The sequence below is a fragment of the Saccharococcus thermophilus genome (assembly GCF_011761475.1).
Taxonomy (GTDB): Bacteria; Bacillota; Bacilli; order Bacillales; family Anoxybacillaceae; genus Saccharococcus; species Saccharococcus thermophilus.
On record NZ_JAASRS010000001.1, the window covers coordinates 732637 to 750194 of the forward strand.

General features: G+C 46.3%; 20 protein-coding genes. All 20 read left to right on the top strand.

Annotated features, from left to right (window positions below; translation table 11 throughout):
* Nucleotides 1–48: 48 nt before the first annotated feature.
* The 20 genes from rpsP to codY all read left to right on the top strand — a co-directional run bounded on the left by rpsP (nt 49) and on the right by codY (nt 17458).
* Entirely contained in the window at nt 49–321 is a 273-nt protein-coding gene (gene rpsP, locus BDD39_RS03905) for a 30S ribosomal protein S16 (RefSeq protein ID WP_166908305.1), read from the top strand.
* Between the two features lie 14 nt (nt 322–335).
* Nucleotides 336–572, top strand: a complete 237-nt coding sequence (locus BDD39_RS03910; protein WP_043904091.1) for a KH domain-containing protein — start codon at nt 336–338, stop codon at nt 570–572.
* 49 nt (nt 573–621) lie between these two features.
* Nucleotides 622–1008 (top strand): YlqD family protein, encoded by a 387-nt coding sequence (locus tag BDD39_RS03915; RefSeq protein WP_166908307.1) that lies wholly within the window; start codon nt 622–624, stop codon nt 1006–1008.
* Between the two features lie 15 nt (nt 1009–1023).
* Nucleotides 1024–1542, top strand: a complete 519-nt coding sequence (gene rimM, locus BDD39_RS03920; RefSeq protein WP_166908309.1) for a ribosome maturation factor RimM — start codon at nt 1024–1026, stop codon at nt 1540–1542.
* Nucleotides 1542–2276: a tRNA (guanosine(37)-N1)-methyltransferase TrmD gene (gene trmD / locus BDD39_RS03925; protein ID WP_166912250.1), complete on the top strand. Its 735-nt coding sequence runs from the start codon at nt 1542–1544 to the stop codon at nt 2274–2276. The genes rimM and trmD overlap by 1 nt, the downstream gene beginning before the upstream one ends.
* A gap of 137 nt (nt 2277–2413) precedes the next feature.
* Entirely contained in the window at nt 2414–2761 is a 348-nt protein-coding gene (gene rplS, locus BDD39_RS03930) for a 50S ribosomal protein L19 (protein ID WP_166908311.1), read from the top strand.
* 100 nt (nt 2762–2861) lie between these two features.
* Complete coding sequence (gene lepB, locus BDD39_RS03935; protein ID WP_166908313.1) at nt 2862–3413, top strand: signal peptidase I; 552 nt, start codon at nt 2862–2864, stop codon at nt 3411–3413.
* A 22-nt stretch (nt 3414–3435) separates the two neighbouring features.
* Entirely contained in the window at nt 3436–4287 is an 852-nt protein-coding gene (ylqF, locus tag BDD39_RS03940) for a ribosome biogenesis GTPase YlqF (protein ID WP_166908315.1), read from the top strand.
* A gap of 76 nt (nt 4288–4363) precedes the next feature.
* Nucleotides 4364–5146, top strand: a complete 783-nt coding sequence (locus tag BDD39_RS03945) for a ribonuclease HII (protein WP_166908317.1) — start codon at nt 4364–4366, stop codon at nt 5144–5146.
* Between the two features lie 21 nt (nt 5147–5167).
* On the top strand, nt 5168–6751 hold the full coding sequence (locus BDD39_RS03950; protein WP_243845981.1) for a hypothetical protein: 1584 nt from the start codon (nt 5168–5170) through the stop codon (nt 6749–6751).
* Nucleotides 6748–7020, top strand: a complete 273-nt coding sequence (locus BDD39_RS03955; RefSeq protein WP_166908319.1) for an EscU/YscU/HrcU family type III secretion system export apparatus switch protein — start codon at nt 6748–6750, stop codon at nt 7018–7020. Before BDD39_RS03950 ends, BDD39_RS03955 begins: the two co-directional genes overlap by 4 nt.
* Nucleotides 7021–7161: 141 nt before the next feature.
* Nucleotides 7162–8322, top strand: a complete 1161-nt coding sequence (gene sucC / locus BDD39_RS03960; protein ID WP_166908321.1) for an ADP-forming succinate--CoA ligase subunit beta — start codon at nt 7162–7164, stop codon at nt 8320–8322.
* A 17-nt stretch (nt 8323–8339) separates the two neighbouring features.
* Nucleotides 8340–9242: a succinate--CoA ligase subunit alpha gene (sucD, locus tag BDD39_RS03965; RefSeq protein WP_166908323.1), complete on the top strand. Its 903-nt coding sequence runs from the start codon at nt 8340–8342 to the stop codon at nt 9240–9242.
* 75 nt (nt 9243–9317) lie between these two features.
* Entirely contained in the window at nt 9318–10202 is an 885-nt protein-coding gene (gene dprA / locus BDD39_RS03970) for a DNA-processing protein DprA (protein WP_166908325.1), read from the top strand.
* Between the two features lie 102 nt (nt 10203–10304).
* Nucleotides 10305–12380: a type I DNA topoisomerase gene (topA, locus tag BDD39_RS03975; RefSeq protein WP_166908327.1), complete on the top strand. Its 2076-nt coding sequence runs from the start codon at nt 10305–10307 to the stop codon at nt 12378–12380.
* Between the two features lie 22 nt (nt 12381–12402).
* Nucleotides 12403–13722 carry an FADH(2)-oxidizing methylenetetrahydrofolate--tRNA-(uracil(54)-C(5))-methyltransferase TrmFO gene (trmFO, locus tag BDD39_RS03980; protein WP_166908329.1) on the top strand — a complete coding sequence of 440 codons (1320 nt, stop codon included), beginning with the start codon at nt 12403–12405 and terminating at the stop codon, nt 13720–13722.
* A gap of 39 nt (nt 13723–13761) precedes the next feature.
* Nucleotides 13762–14664, top strand: coding sequence for a tyrosine recombinase XerC (gene xerC / locus BDD39_RS03985; RefSeq protein WP_166908331.1), 903 nt, complete (start codon nt 13762–13764; stop codon nt 14662–14664).
* A 28-nt stretch (nt 14665–14692) separates the two neighbouring features.
* On the top strand, nt 14693–15235 hold the full coding sequence (hslV, locus tag BDD39_RS03990; protein WP_166908333.1) for an ATP-dependent protease subunit HslV: 543 nt from the start codon (nt 14693–14695) through the stop codon (nt 15233–15235).
* A 19-nt stretch (nt 15236–15254) separates the two neighbouring features.
* Nucleotides 15255–16652 carry an HslU--HslV peptidase ATPase subunit gene (gene hslU, locus BDD39_RS03995; protein ID WP_166908335.1) on the top strand — a complete coding sequence of 466 codons (1398 nt, stop codon included), beginning with the start codon at nt 15255–15257 and terminating at the stop codon, nt 16650–16652.
* Between the two features lie 26 nt (nt 16653–16678).
* A complete protein-coding gene (codY, locus tag BDD39_RS04000; protein WP_166908337.1) occupies nt 16679–17458 on the top strand; it encodes a GTP-sensing pleiotropic transcriptional regulator CodY in 780 nt (259 codons plus the stop codon).
* Nucleotides 17459–17558 lie beyond the last annotated feature (100 nt).

Consider the following 17558-nt stretch of genomic DNA (forward strand, 5'->3'; position numbering starts at 1 on the left):
GTTAATATACTATCTTGTGTGAACTATTTACGGAGGTGCGAAATTAACATGGCAGTAAAAATTCGTTTAAAACGCATGGGTGCAAAGAAAAAACCTTTCTACCGTATTGTGGTTGCGGACTCTCGTTCTCCGCGCGACGGCCGTTTCATCGAAGCAATTGGTACGTATAATCCGCTTGCAGAACCAGCGGAAATCAAAATTGACGAAGAACTTGCGCTGAAATGGCTGCAAAACGGTGCAAAACCATCTGATACCGTCCGCAATCTTCTATCCAAACAAGGCATTTTAGAGAAATTCCATAACTTAAAATACGGCAAATAAAGTTTGGGATGCGCATGAAACAATTAATTGAAACGATCGTTCAAGCGCTTGTCGATCATCCGGAAGAAGTATCAGTGACAAACAGCGAAGATGAACAATCTATCACGTATGAATTATCGGTGCACAAAGAAGATATCGGAAAAGTGATTGGCAAACAAGGTCGCACGATTCATGCCATCCGCACGGTCGTTTACGCTGCTTCGGCGAAGCAGCCGAAAAGAGTGATCGTGCAAGTGAAAGAAAAAGGGTGAGGTCATTTCCTCTCCCTTTTTCTATATCCTTTTTGTTGGGAGTGACGTTATGAAAATCATTCAAACGATTGAAGTAAGGCAAATCGTCACCGAAAAAAGCAAACAGACGCTCGAGAAAGCGTTTATGGCGCAAAAACAGCAACTCATGCGCGAATGCGACCAATTGCGGTTTGAACAGAAACGGCTTGAAAAAACAGGAAAATATTCCTCTTCGCTTCTAAAGCAATACTTTGCGAAAGAAATGGATGCGAGGCTGGAGAAAATTAAACTTCTCGATTTTCAGCTCGAACAATTACATATCCTACCGTTAGGAAGCGAATTAAAAGAGCGTGAAGTGCAGGCGCTCATCGACGTGCAGGTCGGTGACAATTGGGAAAACGTCATGTCCAAACGTGCGATTATCATTGAAGACGGTATTGTCAAAGAAATTCGTTAAGAAGGGATGGATGAGATGGAAAGATGGTTTAACGTCGGCAAAATTGTCAACACGCATGGAATCCGCGGCGAAGTGCGCGTTATTTCGCGTACCGATTTTCCAGAACAACGCTATAAAAAAGGCAATACGCTTTATATTTTCACCGAACAATCCAAAGAGCCAATTGCAGTGACGGTCAAAAGCCACCGCGTTCATAAATCGTTTGATTTACTTTCCTTTGAAGGATATGACAACATTAATCTTGTCGAGAAGTTCAAAGGGGCAATGTTAAAGGTGCCGGAAAGCCAGCTTGGCGAGCTGGATGAAGGAGAATATTATTTTCATGAAATTATCGGCAGTACCGTCGTTACAGAAGAAGGGGAAACGATCGGAACCGTGCAAGAAATTTTAACTCCGGGCGCCAACGATGTATGGGTGGTAAAACGGAATAACGGAAAAGAAGTGCTTATTCCGTATATAGAAGACGTTGTGAAAAGTGTCGATGTAAACACCAAAACAATTACCATTCGCCCGATGGAAGGGCTGCTGGAATGATGAGAATCGATATATTAACGTTATTTCCCAATATGTTCACAGGTGTGTTGAATGAGTCGATTTTAAAAAAAGCGCAAGAGAAGAAAGCCGTTTCCATCCATGTTGTCAATTTTCGCGACTTCGCTGACAATAAACATAAAACAGTCGACGATTATCCGTACGGCGGCGGGGCCGGAATGGTGCTAAAGCCGCAGCCGATTTTTGACGCCGTTCACCATGTCACAAAAGACTCTCCGCATCCGCGCATTATTTTGCTTTGCCCGCAAGGTGAGCGCTATACGCAAAAAAAGGCGGAAGAGCTGGCGAAAGAGGAGCATTTGGTGCTTATTTGCGGCCATTATGAAGGATATGATGAGCGCATTCGCGAATATTTAGTGACAGATGAAATTTCCATTGGAGACTACGTATTAACGGGCGGAGAATTGGGTGCAATGGTCATTGTCGACAGCGTTGTCCGGCTTCTCCCGGGCGTGCTTGGTAACGAAGCTTCCCCTGTCCATGATTCGTTCAGCTCGGGACTTTTGGAGTATCCGCAGTATACGCGTCCCGCCGATTTTCGCGGCATGAAAGTCCCCGATGTGCTTTTATCGGGCAATCATCGCCTGATTGAAGAATGGCGGGAGCAGCAATCGCTAAAGCGCACGTTTTTACGCCGCCCTGATTTACTGGAAAACTACCCGTTGACAGAAAAGCAAAAACGGTGGCTTGAACAATGGAAAAAAGAGAAGGAATAACTATTGCGCGCGGTGTGATTTTATGCTAGTATATTCCTTGTGTGACTTAAGCGGTTTGCTTAAGGATGGAAAACGATGTTCCGCTGCAATGATGAATAAGCATTGTCATGAACATCTGTTGGAAGGAGTGGAAAATGATGCATCATTTAATCCAAGAAATCACGAAAGAGCAACTGCGGACAGATTTGCCAGACTTCCGTCCTGGCGATACGGTACGCGTTCACGTGAAAGTTATCGAAGGAAACCGTGAACGTATCCAAGTGTTTGAAGGCGTTGTGATTAAACGCCGCGGCGCTGGCATCAGCGAAACATTCACCGTCCGCAAAGTGTCTTACGGTGTTGGCGTAGAGCGTACGTTCCCAGTGCATACGCCGAAAATCGCCAAGTTAGAAGTTGTTCGCCGCGGTAAAGTGCGTCGTGCGAAATTGTACTACCTGCGTCAACTTCGCGGCAAAGCAGCACGCATTAAAGAAACGATTAAATAAGGAACATAGTTGGTTCGTTAGAAAGAAGGAGCTTGATGGCAAGCTCCTTTTTTCACATATCTTATGTCATAATAATAAAAAGTCATTAGGTGGGAGAAAGATGGAAAAGAAAAAAAGTGAATTTCGGGAATGGATCAAAGCAATCGTGATTGCCGTATTGCTGGCGGGAGGCATTCGTTATTTTATTTTCGCACCGATTATTGTCGACGGGCTATCGATGATGCCGACTCTTCATGACCATGACCGTATGATTGTCAATAAGCTCTCTTATAAAATCGGCACACCGCACCGCTTTGATATTATTGTTTTTCATGCCGAAGAAGGGAGAGACTATATTAAGCGGGTCATCGGTTTGCCGGGCGACCATATTGAATACAAAAACGACACGCTGTATATAAACGGAAAGCCGTACAAGGAACCGTACTTGGACGAATATAAAAAGAAAGTCGTTGATGGACCGCTGACCGAACCGTTCACGTTGGAAGAAATTACTGGTAGAAAAACGGTGCCGAAAAACTGCTTGTTTGTGATGGGAGATAACCGCCGTTTTAGTAAAGATAGCCGCCATATCGGATTTATCCCAATGGACAAAGTCGTTGGCAAAGCCAGCATCGTCTATTGGCCGCTGTCTGATGCTGGGATTGTGAAATAAAACGATACACAGGTGATGCTTCATGACGATCCAATGGTTTCCCGGCCATATGGCCAAAGCGAAAAGAGAAGTACAGGAAAAGCTAAAGTTAATCGACATCGTGTTTGAATTGCTTGATGCCCGCATCCCGCTATCATCGCGAAATCCAATGATTAACGAAATTCTTGGCAACAAGCCGCGCATCGTTTTATTAAACAAAGCGGATATGGCCGATGAGACGGTTACCGAGCAATGGATTGCCTATTTCGAACAAGAGCGGCTGCGTGCGCTCGCGATCGATGCGCAAACGGGCACAGGAATCAGGCAAATTGTATCGACAGCGAAGGAAATGCTGAAAGATAAATTTGCGAAAATGGCGGCAAAAGGAATCAAAAACCCGCGGCCGATGCGCGCGCTCATTGTCGGTATCCCCAATGTCGGAAAGTCGACGCTGATTAATCGTCTTGCCGGCAGAAATATCGCAAAAACAGGGGATAAGCCGGGAGTGACAAAAGCGCAGCAATGGATTAAAGTCGGCAAGGAAATGGAACTTTTGGATACGCCGGGAATTTTATGGCCGAAGTTTGAGGAGGAAGAGGTCGGCTTGAAGCTGGCTACGACCGGCGCGATTAAAGATACGATTTTAAACTTGCAAGATGTGGCGGTATACGCGCTAACCTTCTTGAAGGAACATTACCCAGAGCGATTAAAGGAGCGTTATTCGCTTCCTGATATTCCGGAAGAAATCGTGGCATTGTTCGATGCGATCGGCAAACGGCGCGGCTGTCTCGTGAGCGGGGGAGCGGTCGATTACGATAAAGTGGCGGAAATTGTGCTCCATGATATCCGCACCGAAAAACTAGGAAGAATTAGTTTCGAATCCCCAACTGTATAAAGCCCGCTTGACCCGGGCTTTATTTTTTTGCAGTGATGCCGATATAAATGATAGAAAAGGAGAGAGGACAAGCAGCATGGAGCAATATACGGTCAAAGAGATCCAGGCATTGTTGCGGCAAATTCATGATGAACATGATCCATTGTTAAAAGAGATTATGCAAGATGAGCGAAAAAGCGTGCAGCAGCTGGTGGCACGCTGGTGGAAGCGAAAAAAACAGGAAGAACAGGCGAAAAGGCAATGGGAAGCAATGACCCGCTATGAAAAGCAATTGCATGAACAAGGAATCGAGTGGATCGCTGGCATTGATGAAGCGGGCAGAGGGCCGCTTGCCGGTCCGGTTGTTGCCGCGGCGGTCATTTTGCCAAAAGATGTCTATATTCCCGGCTTAAATGATTCAAAAAAACTGTCGGAAGCAAAGCGGGAACAATTGTTCCATATCATTCAATCATGCGCCATTTCTATCGGCATCGGCGTTGTCACTGCGGCAGAAATTGATGAAATTAACATTTATGAAGCGACAAAAAAAGCGATGGTCAAGGCGGTGCAACAGCTTTCCCCGCAACCTCACTATTTATTAATTGACGCGATGACTCTCCCGATTGCCACGCCGCAGCAAAGCATTATTAAAGGCGATGCCAACAGTGTGTCCATTGCGGCTAGTTCGATTATTGCCAAAGTGACGCGCGACCACTTTATGAAGCAACTGGCAAAGCGCTACCCGCAATATGGATTTGATAAAAATATGGGATATGGCACGCGTCAACATCTGGAGGCCATTCGGACGTACGGTGCCATTGAGGAGCACCGCCGTTCCTTTTCGCCGGTGAAAGAGATCATCGCCGCGGCGGATGCATGAAGCAAGGGGGGACAAAAAAGTATGATGGAGCGCATCGGCAAAGCTTTTCCGGTTTCTCCCGCCCATGATGCAACCTATCACCGCTTTCGCGACGGACAAGTGATTATTGGAAAAATTGAGAGCATACAAGGAGAAATAGGACAAGAACAGAAAGCGCTAGTGCGCGTCGGGGAAGAGCTTGTTACCGCGCGCCTGCAAACATCGCTGCAAGTTGGGGATTCGTATTTATTTGAAGTAAAAAACGAAAACGGCGCCGTGTATTGGAAACCGATTGACAAACAGTTAGAAGGCCGCCTTCCAGTTTCTTTGCAAGGCGAGGAAGCGGCGCAATATTTGCTGCAAAAATGGAAATTACCAAAAGATGTATACCCGCTTTTACGTTTTGCGTTGGCGGAAAAAATACCGATTACGAAAGAAGAACTGTTTTTGATCGCTTCATTAGTAGAAAAGCTTGAACATAAAAAAGAGGGGCTATCTGTTTTCAGATATATGTTGGCCCATCGCCTCCCGATGACAAAAGATATTTTCTTTTCACTGCTGGCGGTGAAAACGAATCCACCGCTTTTTCAGCAGCTGCAATACGTTGAAAGCCGCCTCGCTTCGCTGCCTGTGCACCAGCCGGAGCCGGTTGAGGCGTTGCGCCGCTATGTCGGGCAAATTGCAAACACCCCGATTTACGCCTATGAAAGTCTTGTCAAATTGCTGCAATCATTACAGCAGCCGGAGCAAAAAGCCGCACAGCAATTGTTGAACAGGCTGGGGATGTCCGTACCGAAAATTGCCGCAGACGAGCTAGCCAAACTGCAAGCGGCGATGGAAAAAAGAGATTTCGCGCAAGTAAAGCAGCAGTTGCAGTTATTATTCGCTTCGTTTGACGAACAAACATTTTTCGAGCGTTTTCAAACCGTTTTTGCCGCCTATCAGGACGGACTGCTTCCGGATGAGGAACAACGGCTTTTTTCTGCCGCGTTGGCTGACTCGGATATTGCTTTATCGATGTTTCATCTGCTGAAACAATCGCTCTTAAAGCTTGGGTTTGGCGATGAAGCGAAGATCCGCCGTGCGTTAAAAACGAGCACTTTAAGCGAGTCGGCGTTAACTTCTCTAAAGTCGCTTCTTTTACAGGCGTTAGAAAACGTCCATGAGCCGACATTAAAAGAAACGCTAGAGACGCTTCTGTACCACATTAACGGCCAACAGCTCTTATCCCAAGCGGAAGGACCGATACAGCATCTATTTATGCAATTTCCGTTCCGGTTCGGCACGGAGCAGACAGACGCCGCTATTTACTGGCAAGGGAAAAGACGAAAAGACGGGAAAATCGATCCTGACTACTGCCATATCGTTTTTTGCCTCTTTCTAGACCAATTAAAAGAAACGGTTGTCGATGTGCGTGTTCAGCAACGGATTGTCCATGTTACCGTGTTTAATCATACCCCGAGTTTGCTTAAGCTGGCAAATGCCTTGCAGCCGATGTTAAAAGAGCGGCTTGCTTTGCATGGATATCGGCTCTCCGCTTTAAAAACCGAGACATGGAAACAAGAAAAAAATCCTGTTGATGTTGCGTTTCACAAGCGCTATAGCGAGGTGGATTACCGTATATGAAAAACGAAAAAAAGCAGGCGGTAGCTCTTTCCTATGACGCAACCTTGCATGAGGCCCCGGTGGTAGTGGCGAAAGGAAGAGGATACGTCGCGGAAGCAATCATTGCCACGGCCAAACACCACGGCATTCCGATCCAGGAAGATCCGTCCCTCGTCCAATTATTAAGCGAATTGGAAGTAAATGAAATGATTCCTGAAGATTTATATGCCCTTGTTGCCGAATTGTTTGCTTTTATTTATCGTTTAGACCGGCAGGCAAAAATGGAATGAACCTGTTTCCAGCAAGGGAATAGGAGATTTTGCTAGTTTAAAATTTTTCAATTTTGTGTCGAAAAGGTGGACAATATAGAAAGGGTCATTATAAAATGAAAGCGCTAGAATTTTTTTAGTTTATACATAGGAGGTTGGCGCATGAATATTCATGAATATCAAGCAAAAGAAATCCTCAGAAGCTACGGCGTTAGCGTGCCAAACGGCCGCGTAGCATTCACGGTTGAGGAAGCGGTAGAAGCGGCAAAAGAATTAGGGACTCCTGTCTGCGTCGTTAAAGCGCAAATTCATGCCGGCGGACGCGGAAAAGCCGGAGGGGTAAAAGTAGCGAAAAGCTTGGATGAAGTTCGTACATATGCGAGCGAACTGTTAGGAAAAGTGCTTGTCACCCATCAAACAGGTCCGGAAGGAAAAGAAGTAAAGCGCTTGCTTATTGAAGAAGGCTGCGATATTAAAAAAGAATATTACATCGGCTTAGTCGTCGACCGCGCGACTTCCCGCGTTGTCTTAATGGGTTCGGAAGAGGGCGGAACCGAAATCGAAGAAGTAGCGGCGAAAACACCGGAGAAAATTTTTAAAGAATATATTGACCCAGCAGTGGGATTGCAAGCGTTTCAAGCGCGCCGTTTAGCGTTCAACATCAATATTCCAAAAGAGCTTGTCAACCAGGCGGTAAAATTTATGATGGGGCTTTACCAAGTGTTTGTTGACAAAGACTGCTCGATCGCCGAAATCAACCCGCTTGTTGTCACCGGCGACGGCAAAGTAATGGCGCTGGATGCCAAACTGAACTTTGATTCGAACGCACTGTACCGCCATAAAGACATTTTAGAATACCGCGACTTAGATGAAGAAGATCCGAAAGAAGTCGAAGCGTCGAAATACGATTTGAACTATATCGCGCTTGACGGCAATATCGGCTGCATGGTCAATGGCGCTGGTTTGGCGATGGCGACGATGGACATTATCAAATATTACGGCGGCGAGCCAGCAAACTTTTTGGATGTCGGCGGCGGCGCGACCGCGGAAAAAGTAACGGAAGCGTTTAAAATCATTCTTTCTGACCCGAACGTCAAAGGCATTTTTGTCAATATTTTCGGCGGCATTATGAAATGCGACGTGATCGCTAGCGGCATTGTTGAAGCAACGAAACAAGTCGGTCTCAATCTTCCGCTTGTCGTCCGTCTCGAAGGAACGAACGTCGAGCTAGGGAAAAAGATTTTGCGAGAATCGGGTCTAAACATTACCGCTGCTGACTCGATGGCAGACGGCGCACAAAAAATAGTCGAGCTAGTACGTTAAGAAAGTGAGGGAGAAATGTGAGCGTTTTTGTTAACAAAGACACCAAAGTCATCGTTCAAGGGATTACAGGTTCGCAAGGGCTATTCCACACAAAACAAATGCTCGAGTACGGAACAAAAATTGTAGGCGGCACTTCACCTGGTAAAGGCGGAACGAAAGTGGAAGGTGTTCCTGTATTTAACACCGTTGAAGAAGCGGTAAAGGCGACAGGAGCTAACGCGTCCGTTATTTACGTTCCAGCCCCATTTGCCGCAGATGCGATTATGGAAGCGGTCGATGCGGAATTAGACCTTGTCGTTTGTATTACCGAAGGAATTCCGGTTTTGGATATGGTAAAAGTAAAACGGTATATGGAAGGCAAAAAAACGCGCCTCATCGGCCCTAACTGCCCGGGCGTCATCACGCCGGAAGAATGCAAAATCGGCATCATGCCTGGCTACATTCATAAAAAGGGTCATGTTGGCATCGTTTCCCGTTCTGGCACGTTAACATACGAAGCGGTTCATCAATTGACACAAGCCGGCATCGGCCAATCGACAGCGGTCGGCATCGGAGGCGACCCGGTCAACGGCACGAACTTTATCGATGTGTTAAAAGCGTTTAACGAAGACGAAGAAACGTATGCCGTCATCATGATTGGCGAAATCGGCGGTACGGCCGAAGAGGAAGCGGCGGAATGGGTAAAAGCGAACATGACAAAACCGGTCGTCGGCTTCATCGGCGGTCAAACAGCGCCTCCAGGAAAACGGATGGGACATGCCGGTGCGATCATTTCCGGCGGCAAAGGAACAGCGGCGGAAAAAATCAAGAAAATGAACGAATGCGGCATTAAAGTGGCAGAAACGCCGGCCGTCATCGGGGAAACGCTAATTTCCGTCTTAAAAGAACGCGGACTTTACGAAAAATGTAAAACCCATTAATAACCATTCATCGTCCCGCATTGTTTTTCATGCGGGACGATATTTTATATAAAACTTGGTAGAAAGGAGAATAAGATGTACGATTCTGTTCGCGAACGGCTGATTCATTTGCATCATTGCCGCGGAGCGGGATGGAAAACGATACGCCGTTTATTTGACATGGATCCAACTTTTCTCTCCATCTTCGCCCTATCTCCAGATGTTTTGCAAACATCCCTGCCTTTATCCCCGCAACAGCGCACTCTCTTTTTCCAAGATTTACATTCCCCTCGGATTGAAAGTATGATAAAAACATATAGGGACAAAAATATTCGCGTCATCACTATTTTTGACTTGGACTATCCTCCTTTGTTAAAACATATATACGAGCCGCCATGGGTGCTATATGCAAAAGGAAATACGAAGCTTTTGTCTAATTTAAAAATGATTAGCATTGTTGGCACAAGGCGGCCGACAAAAGAGGGGGCTGAATCGCTGCGGCAATTAATTCCGCCGCTGGCGGCCGATGGCTGGGTCATCGTCAGCGGCCTTGCCATTGGAATCGATACAATGGCCCATGAAATGGCGATCGAAAGCGGCGGAAAGACGATCGCTGTGATTGGCGGAGGGTTTGACCATATATATCCGCGGCAAAATCAAAAACTAGCAGCCCGATTAATGGAAGAACATCTCGTTTTAGCAGAGCACCCTCCGCATGTCCAGCCGCAAAAATGGCATTTTCCGCTGCGCAATCGAATTATTAGCGGACTATCGCTTGGAACGGTCATTGTCCAGGCAAAAGAGAGAAGCGGCTCGCTAATCACCGCTCTCTTTGCGCTGGAGCAAGGGAGAGAAGTGTTTGCCGTTCCCGGTCCGATTTTTTTAGAGCAATCGAAAGGACCGAACATGCTCATCCAGCAAGGGGCAAAATTAGTTCATTGCGCAGCCGATATATCGGAGGAATTTCCTTATCTTTTATGACAGGGCGTATGCATTTTTTTTTTCATATCTTGTTTGACAAATATCATAAGAATCATTAATAATAATGAAGATTTAAATTTACCTCTTAGGGGAGGAAGTTGGATGTCAGATTACCTTGTCATCGTGGAATCGCCAGCGAAAGCGAAGACGATTGAACGGTATTTAGGAAAAAAATATAAAGTAAAAGCTTCCATGGGACATGTTCGGGATTTGCCAAAAAGCCAAATGGGCGTTGATATAAATAACGGCTATGAACCAAAATACATTACGATTCGCGGAAAAGGCCAGATTATTAAAGAGTTAAAAACAGCGGCAAAAAAAGCGAAAAAAGTGTTTCTCGCCGCAGACCCGGATCGCGAAGGGGAAGCGATCGCCTGGCATTTAGCGAACATGCTGGATCTTGACATACATTCCGATTGCCGGGTTGTTTTTCATGAAATTACTAAGGATGCAATTAAAGAATCGTTTCAGCATCCGCGCTCGATCAATATGAATCTTGTCGATGCGCAGCAAGCTCGGCGCGTCTTGGATCGGCTTGTCGGTTATAACATCAGCCCGCTGCTTTGGAAAAAAGTAAAGAAAGGATTAAGCGCGGGACGCGTCCAGTCTGTCGCACTGCGCCTCATTATCGATCGCGAAAAAGAAATTAGACAGTTTCAGCCGGAAGAATATTGGAAGATTCAAGCGGAGTTTATGAAAGGAAACGAAACATTTACTGCCTCTTTTTACGGCGTCGACGGGGAAAAGATGGATTTGAAAAAGGAAGCGGACGTTTCTTCTGTGCTGCAGCGAATAAACGGCAATCATTTCATCGTCAAGACGGTAACGAAAAAGGAGAGAAAGCGAAATCCTGTGCCGCCGTTTACTACCTCTTCTTTGCAGCAGGAAGCAGCGCGCAAATTGAATTTTCGCACCAAGAAAACGATGATGATCGCTCAGCAGCTGTATGAGGGAATTGATCTTGGCAGCGAGGGAACGGTCGGGTTAATTACGTATATGCGCACGGACTCGACAAGAATTTCCGAAAGCGCCCAACAAGAAGCAATCACTTTTATTGAATCGGTATTTGGCAAGGAATTTGTCACGCAAGAAAAACGAAAAGAGAAGAAAAGCGCTAACGCGCAAGATGCCCACGAAGCGATTCGCCCGACATCTGCGTTTCGCGACCCGGAAAAGGTAAAGCCATATTTAAGCCGCGATCAGTACCGGTTATACAAGCTGATTTGGGAACGTTTTATCGCCAGCCAAATGGCCGCTGCCGTATTGGATACGATGAGCGTTGAACTCGAAAATGAGGGGGTCGTCTTTCGCGCTAGCGGTTCCAAAGTTAAATTTCCGGGATTTATGAAAGTGTACGTAGAAGGAACGGACGATCAGACGGAAGAGCAAGACCGGTTTCTTCCCGATTTACAGGAAGGAGAGACGGTGATCAGCCAAAATATTGAACCGAAGCAGCATTTTACCCAGCCGCCTCCTCGATATACGGAAGCGCGGCTTGTCAAGACGCTAGAGGAACTTGGCATCGGCAGGCCGTCGACGTATGCGCCGACGCTCGATACGATTCAAAAGCGAAACTACGTCGTGTTAGAAAATAAGCGTTTCGTCCCGACTGAACTCGGAGAAATCGTGTTGGAGCTTATTTTAGAATTTTTCCCGGAAATTATTGATGTCGAGTTTACGGCAAAAATGGAGAAAAATTTGGACGAAATTGAAGAAGGCAAAGTAGAATGGGTCAAAGTGGTCGACGATTTTTACCGCGAATTTGAAAAACGGCTGCGAATCGCCGAAAAAGAAATGAAAGAAGTCGAGATTAAAGACGAACCGGCGGGAATCGACTGCGAAGTATGCGGAAGCCCAATGGTATACAAAATGGGTCGTTTCGGCAAATTTGTTGCTTGCTCGAATTTTCCGGAATGTCGCAATACAAAGCCGATTGTCAAGGAGATTGGCGTCAAATGCCCGAAATGCCATGAAGGCAATATTGTCGAGCGCAGCAGCAAGAAAAAGCGGATTTTTTACGGTTGTGACCGTTTTCCGCAATGTGACTTCGTCTCATGGGATAAGCCGCTCGTTCGTCCTTGCCCGAAGTGTGGAGAACTACTGGTAGAAAAGAAACTGAAAAAAGGCGTGCAAGTGCAATGCGCGGCATGTGACTATGTGGAAGAGCCGCAATCTTAAGTGAATAAAGGAGGAATACAACGTGAGCGAAAAAACAGTCAATGTAATAGGGGCAGGGCTAGCCGGCAGTGAGGCGGCATGGCAGCTTGCCAACCGGGGTATCCATGTCCGTCTTTATGAAATGCGACCGGTAAAACAAACGCCTGCCCATCATACGGATAAATTTGCTGAATTGGTTTGCAGCAACTCGTTGCGTGCGAATTCGTTGACGAACGCAGTCGGCGTATTGAAGGAGGAAATGCGCCGGCTGAACTCCGTCATTATTCAAGCGGCGGATGCCTGCGCCGTCCCGGCGGGAGGAGCTCTGGCCGTCGATCGCCATGAGTTTGCCGAGCGCGTTACGAATCTTGTGCAAGGCCATCCAAACGTAACGGTAGTTCGCGAAGAAGTCACAGACATTCCTGATGGTCCAACGATTATTGCCACCGGACCATTAACGTCGCAAGCTTTGTCGGAGCGGCTTAAAGAGCTGACAGGAGAAGAATATTTGTACTTTTACGATGCTGCTGCTCCGATTATTGAAAAAGATAGCATCAATATGGAAAAAGTGTATGTGAAATCGCGCTATGATAAAGGGGAAGCCGCTTATATCAACTGCCCGATGACAGAAGAAGAGTTTGATCGTTTCTATGAAGCGCTTATTTCTGCGGAAACAGTGCCGTTAAAAGAATTTGAAAAGGAAATTTATTTTGAAGGATGCATGCCGATTGAAGTGATGGCGCGCCGCGGAAAACAGACGCTCTTATTTGGACCGATGAAACCGGTCGGCTTGGAAGATCCTCGTACAGGAAAACGGCCGTACGCGGTGGTCCAGCTTCGCCAAGACAACGCGGCAGGTACGTTGTATAATATCGTTGGCTTCCAAACTCACTTAAAATGGGGACCGCAAAAAGAAGTGATTCGCTTGATTCCGGGGCTCGAAAATGCGGAAATTGTCCGCTACGGTGTGATGCACCGCAATACGTTTATCAATTCCCCAAAATTATTGCGGCCGACGTATCAGTATAAGGAACGCGACGATTTATTTTTCGCGGGACAAATGACCGGAGTGGAAGGGTATGTCGAATCGGCGGCGTCTGGGCTTGTCGCCGGCATCAACGCGGCGCGGTTCGTATTGGGGCAAGAGCTTGTCGTCTTTCCGCCTGAGACAGCCATCGGCAGCATGGCCCATTATATCACGTCGGCGGATCCGAAACATTTCCAACCGATGAATGCCAATTTCGGTTTATTTGCCCCGCTTGGAGAAAAGATCAAAGATAAACAGCGGCGCAACGAACGTTACGCACAGCGCGCATTGGACACAATTCAGAATTTTATAAAAAATGATTGCAAGGACTACTAATATATGTTACTATTTAGTAGCCCTTGTGAGGTGTGAAGAATGGAAAATTCGAAAATTGCGTTAAAATTGTTCGTAGAATATTTACAAATCGAAAAAAATTATTCACAATATACTATTGTGTGTTACCAACGGGATATTGAACAGTTTTTCGAATTTATGAATGAGCAGGGGATCGGGCATTTGCATGAAGTAACATATAGCGACGTTCGTCTTTATTTAACAAAGCTTTACGAGCAAAAGCAGTCAAGCCGCTCCATTTCGCGGAAAATTTCCAGCCTGCGCAGCTTCTATAAATTTTTGCTGCGGGAGGGGAAAGTAAAGGAAAATCCGTTTGCGCTTGCAGCGCTGCCGAAAAAAGAACAAAAAATTCCTAATTTTTTATACCCGCAGGAATTAGAATGCCTTTTTTCTGTCAATGATGTTAATACGGCGGTCGGACAGCGCAACCAAGCGTTGCTCGAGCTTCTTTACGCAACCGGTGTCCGAATTAGTGAATGTTGTCACATTCAGCTTTCCGATATCGATTTTTCTGTTTCAACAATTTTAATTTATGGTAAAGGAAGCAAACAACGCTATGTTCCGTTTGGCCGTTTTGCGAAAGAGGCGTTAGAACGCTATATCCGGCAAGGGCGGCGCGAGCTTCTTGAAAACGCGAAAACGAATCATGCGTATTTGTTTGTCAATGCCCGCGGCAATCCGTTGACACCTCGTGGGGCACGTTATATTTTGGATGAAATCGTCAAAAAGGCGGCGCTTACGCAACATATTAGCCCGCACGTATTAAGGCATACGTTTGCAACCCATTTGTTAAATGAAGGAGCGGATATGCGTACCGTCCAAGAATTGCTCGGGCATGCGCACCTTTCGTCGACGCAAGTGTATACCCATGTCACGAAAGACAGGCTTCGCCACATTTATTTACATACGCATCCGCGCGCATAACTTTGCCGCCGGCAAGGAGGGAAAAGCGATGGAACAGTTTCACGCGACGACGATTTTTGCGATCCGTCATAATGGAAAAGCGGCGATGGCAGGAGACGGCCAGGTCACATTTGGCAATGCGGTAGTCATGAAACATACGGCAAAAAAAGTACGGCGATTATTTCAAGGAAAAGTGTTAGCCGGATTTGCCGGCTCGGTGGCCGACGCGTTTACCTTGTTTGAAATGTTTGAAAGAAAACTGGAAGAATTTAATGGCAACTTGCCGCGCGCCGCGGTGGAACTGGCGAAAGAATGGCGCAGTGATAAAGTATTGCGCCGTTTGGAGGCAATGCTAATTGTCATGGACGAACGTCATTTGCTTCTCATATCAGGAACTGGAGAAGTGATTGAACCAGATGATGGAATGCTGGCGATCGGCTCTGGAGGAAACTATGCGCTAGCGGCAGGGCGCGCATTGAAGCAATACGCGGGGGATCAGTTGTCGGCGAAGGAGATCGCCAAAGCGGCGCTAGAAATAGCGGCTAATATTTGTGTGTATACAAACGACCACATTATTGTGGAAGAATTGTAAAATGGGAGGAGGGACAGCGATGTCGGAAACGCTCACGCCTCGGCAGATCGTCGAGAAGCTCGATCAGTTCATCGTTGGGCAAAAAGAAGCGAAAAAAGCGGTGGCGATTGCGTTAAGAAACCGATACCGCCGTAGTCTGCTTGACGAAAAATTGCGCGATGAAGTAGTCCCGAAAAATATTTTGATGATCGGTCCGACGGGGGTTGGTAAAACAGAAATTGCGAGACGGCTGGCAAAGCTAGTCGGGGCGCCATTTGTGAAAGTGGAAGCAACGAAGTTTACGGAAGTTGGGTATGTTGGCCGCGACGTCGAATCGATGGTGCGCGACCTTGTGGAAACATCCGTGCGGCTAGTGAAGGAGCGGAAAATGAACGAAGTGAAAGACCGTGCAGAACAGCAGGCGAATAAGCGGCTTGTTGAACTGTTAGTGCCAGGAAGACAAAAGCAAACGATCAAAAACCCTCTGGAGCTATTATTTGGGGGCGGGCAATCGTATCAGCAAGATACGAATCAAGGGCATGAAGACGAGCATATCGAACAAAAGCGGAAACAAGTCGCCTGGCAGCTTGCCAACGGCCAGCTAGAGGATGAAATGGTGACCATCGAAGTGGAAGAGCAACAACCGATGCTGTTTGACTTTCTGCAGGGAGCCGGCATCGAGCAAATGGGAATGAATATGCAGGATGCGCTCAGCAGCCTTATTCCAAAGCGCCGCAAAAAAAGAAGACTAAAAGTGAGCGAGGCGCGCAAAGTGCTGACGAATGAGGAAGCGCAAAAGCTCATTGATATGGACGAAGTCACGCAAGAGGCGGTTCGCCTTGCCGAACAATCCGGCATCATTTTCATTGACGAAATCGATAAAATTGCGCGCAGCGGACCGTCGACGTCTTCCGCCGATGTGTCAAGGGAAGGGGTTCAGCGCGATATTTTGCCGATTGTCGAAGGTTCAACGGTCATGACCAAATACGGTCCGGTAAAGACCGATCATATTTTGTTTATCGCTGCCGGGGCGTTTCATATGGCGAAACCGTCCGATTTAATCCCAGAGCTGCAAGGGCGTTTCCCGATTCGCGTCGAGTTAACAAAACTTTCGGTGGACGATTTCGTAAGGATATTGGTAGAGCCGAATAACGCACTGATTAAACAATATAAGGCGCTTTTGGCAACGGAAGGTATAAATCTCGAATTTTCTGACGATGCTATTCGTAAGATTGCCGAAGTCGCCTTTGAAGTAAACCAGACGACCGATAATATCGGAGCAAGACGCCTTCACACGATCATGGAAAAACTGCTCGAAGATTTATTGTTCGAAGCTCCGGATATTACGCTAGACAAAGTGGTCATTACACCACAGTATGTGGAACAAAAATTAGGCAACATTGTCAAAAACAAAGATTTAAGCGAATTTATTTTGTAACAATAAAAAGGAAGGAGAATCCATCAATGAATTTATTAGAAAAGACAAGAAAGATTAACGCAATGCTGCAAAAAGCAGCAGGACGACCAGTAAACTTTAAAGAAATGGCGGAAACGCTCTGTGAAGTCATCGAAGCAAACATATTTGTCGTCAGTCGCCGCGGCAAACTGCTTGGCTTTGCCATTAAGCAATCAATTGAAAACGAACGAATGAAAAGAATGCTCGAAGAGCGTCAATTCCCGGAAGAATATACGAAAAACTTATTTAACATTACGGAAACATCCCCTAATATCGATATTAATAGCGAATATACCGCATTTCCAGTGGAAAATCGCGACTTATTTAAAACGGGCTTGACGACGATCGTGCCGATCAACGGCGGCGGTGAACGCCTTGGAACCCTTATTTTATCAAGATTAGACCGTGAATTTAATGACGATGATCTCATTTTGGCGGAGTACGGCGCAACCGTTGTCGGCATGGAAATTTTGCGCGAGAAAGCGGAAGAAATTGAGGAAGAGGCGCGCAGCAAAGCGGTTGTGCAAATGGCGATCAGCTCATTGTCATATAGCGAACTAGAAGCGATCGAACATATTTTTGAAGAATTAGAAGGTACGGAAGGATTGCTTGTCGCAAGTAAAATCGCTGACCGCGTCGGCATTACCCGCTCGGTCATTGTCAATGCCCTCCGCAAACTAGAAAGCGCCGGTGTTATTGAATCGCGTTCGCTTGGCATGAAAGGAACATATATTAAAGTCTTAAATGATAAATTTTTGACGGAATTAGAAAAATTGAAATCAAGCTGATCATAAATGGACCTAAAGGGGCATGTGCTACCTTTAGGTCCATTTTTTTTGCTAATATAATGAGTAAAAAAACAAATTTCGCCAATTTGCCCTATCTTTA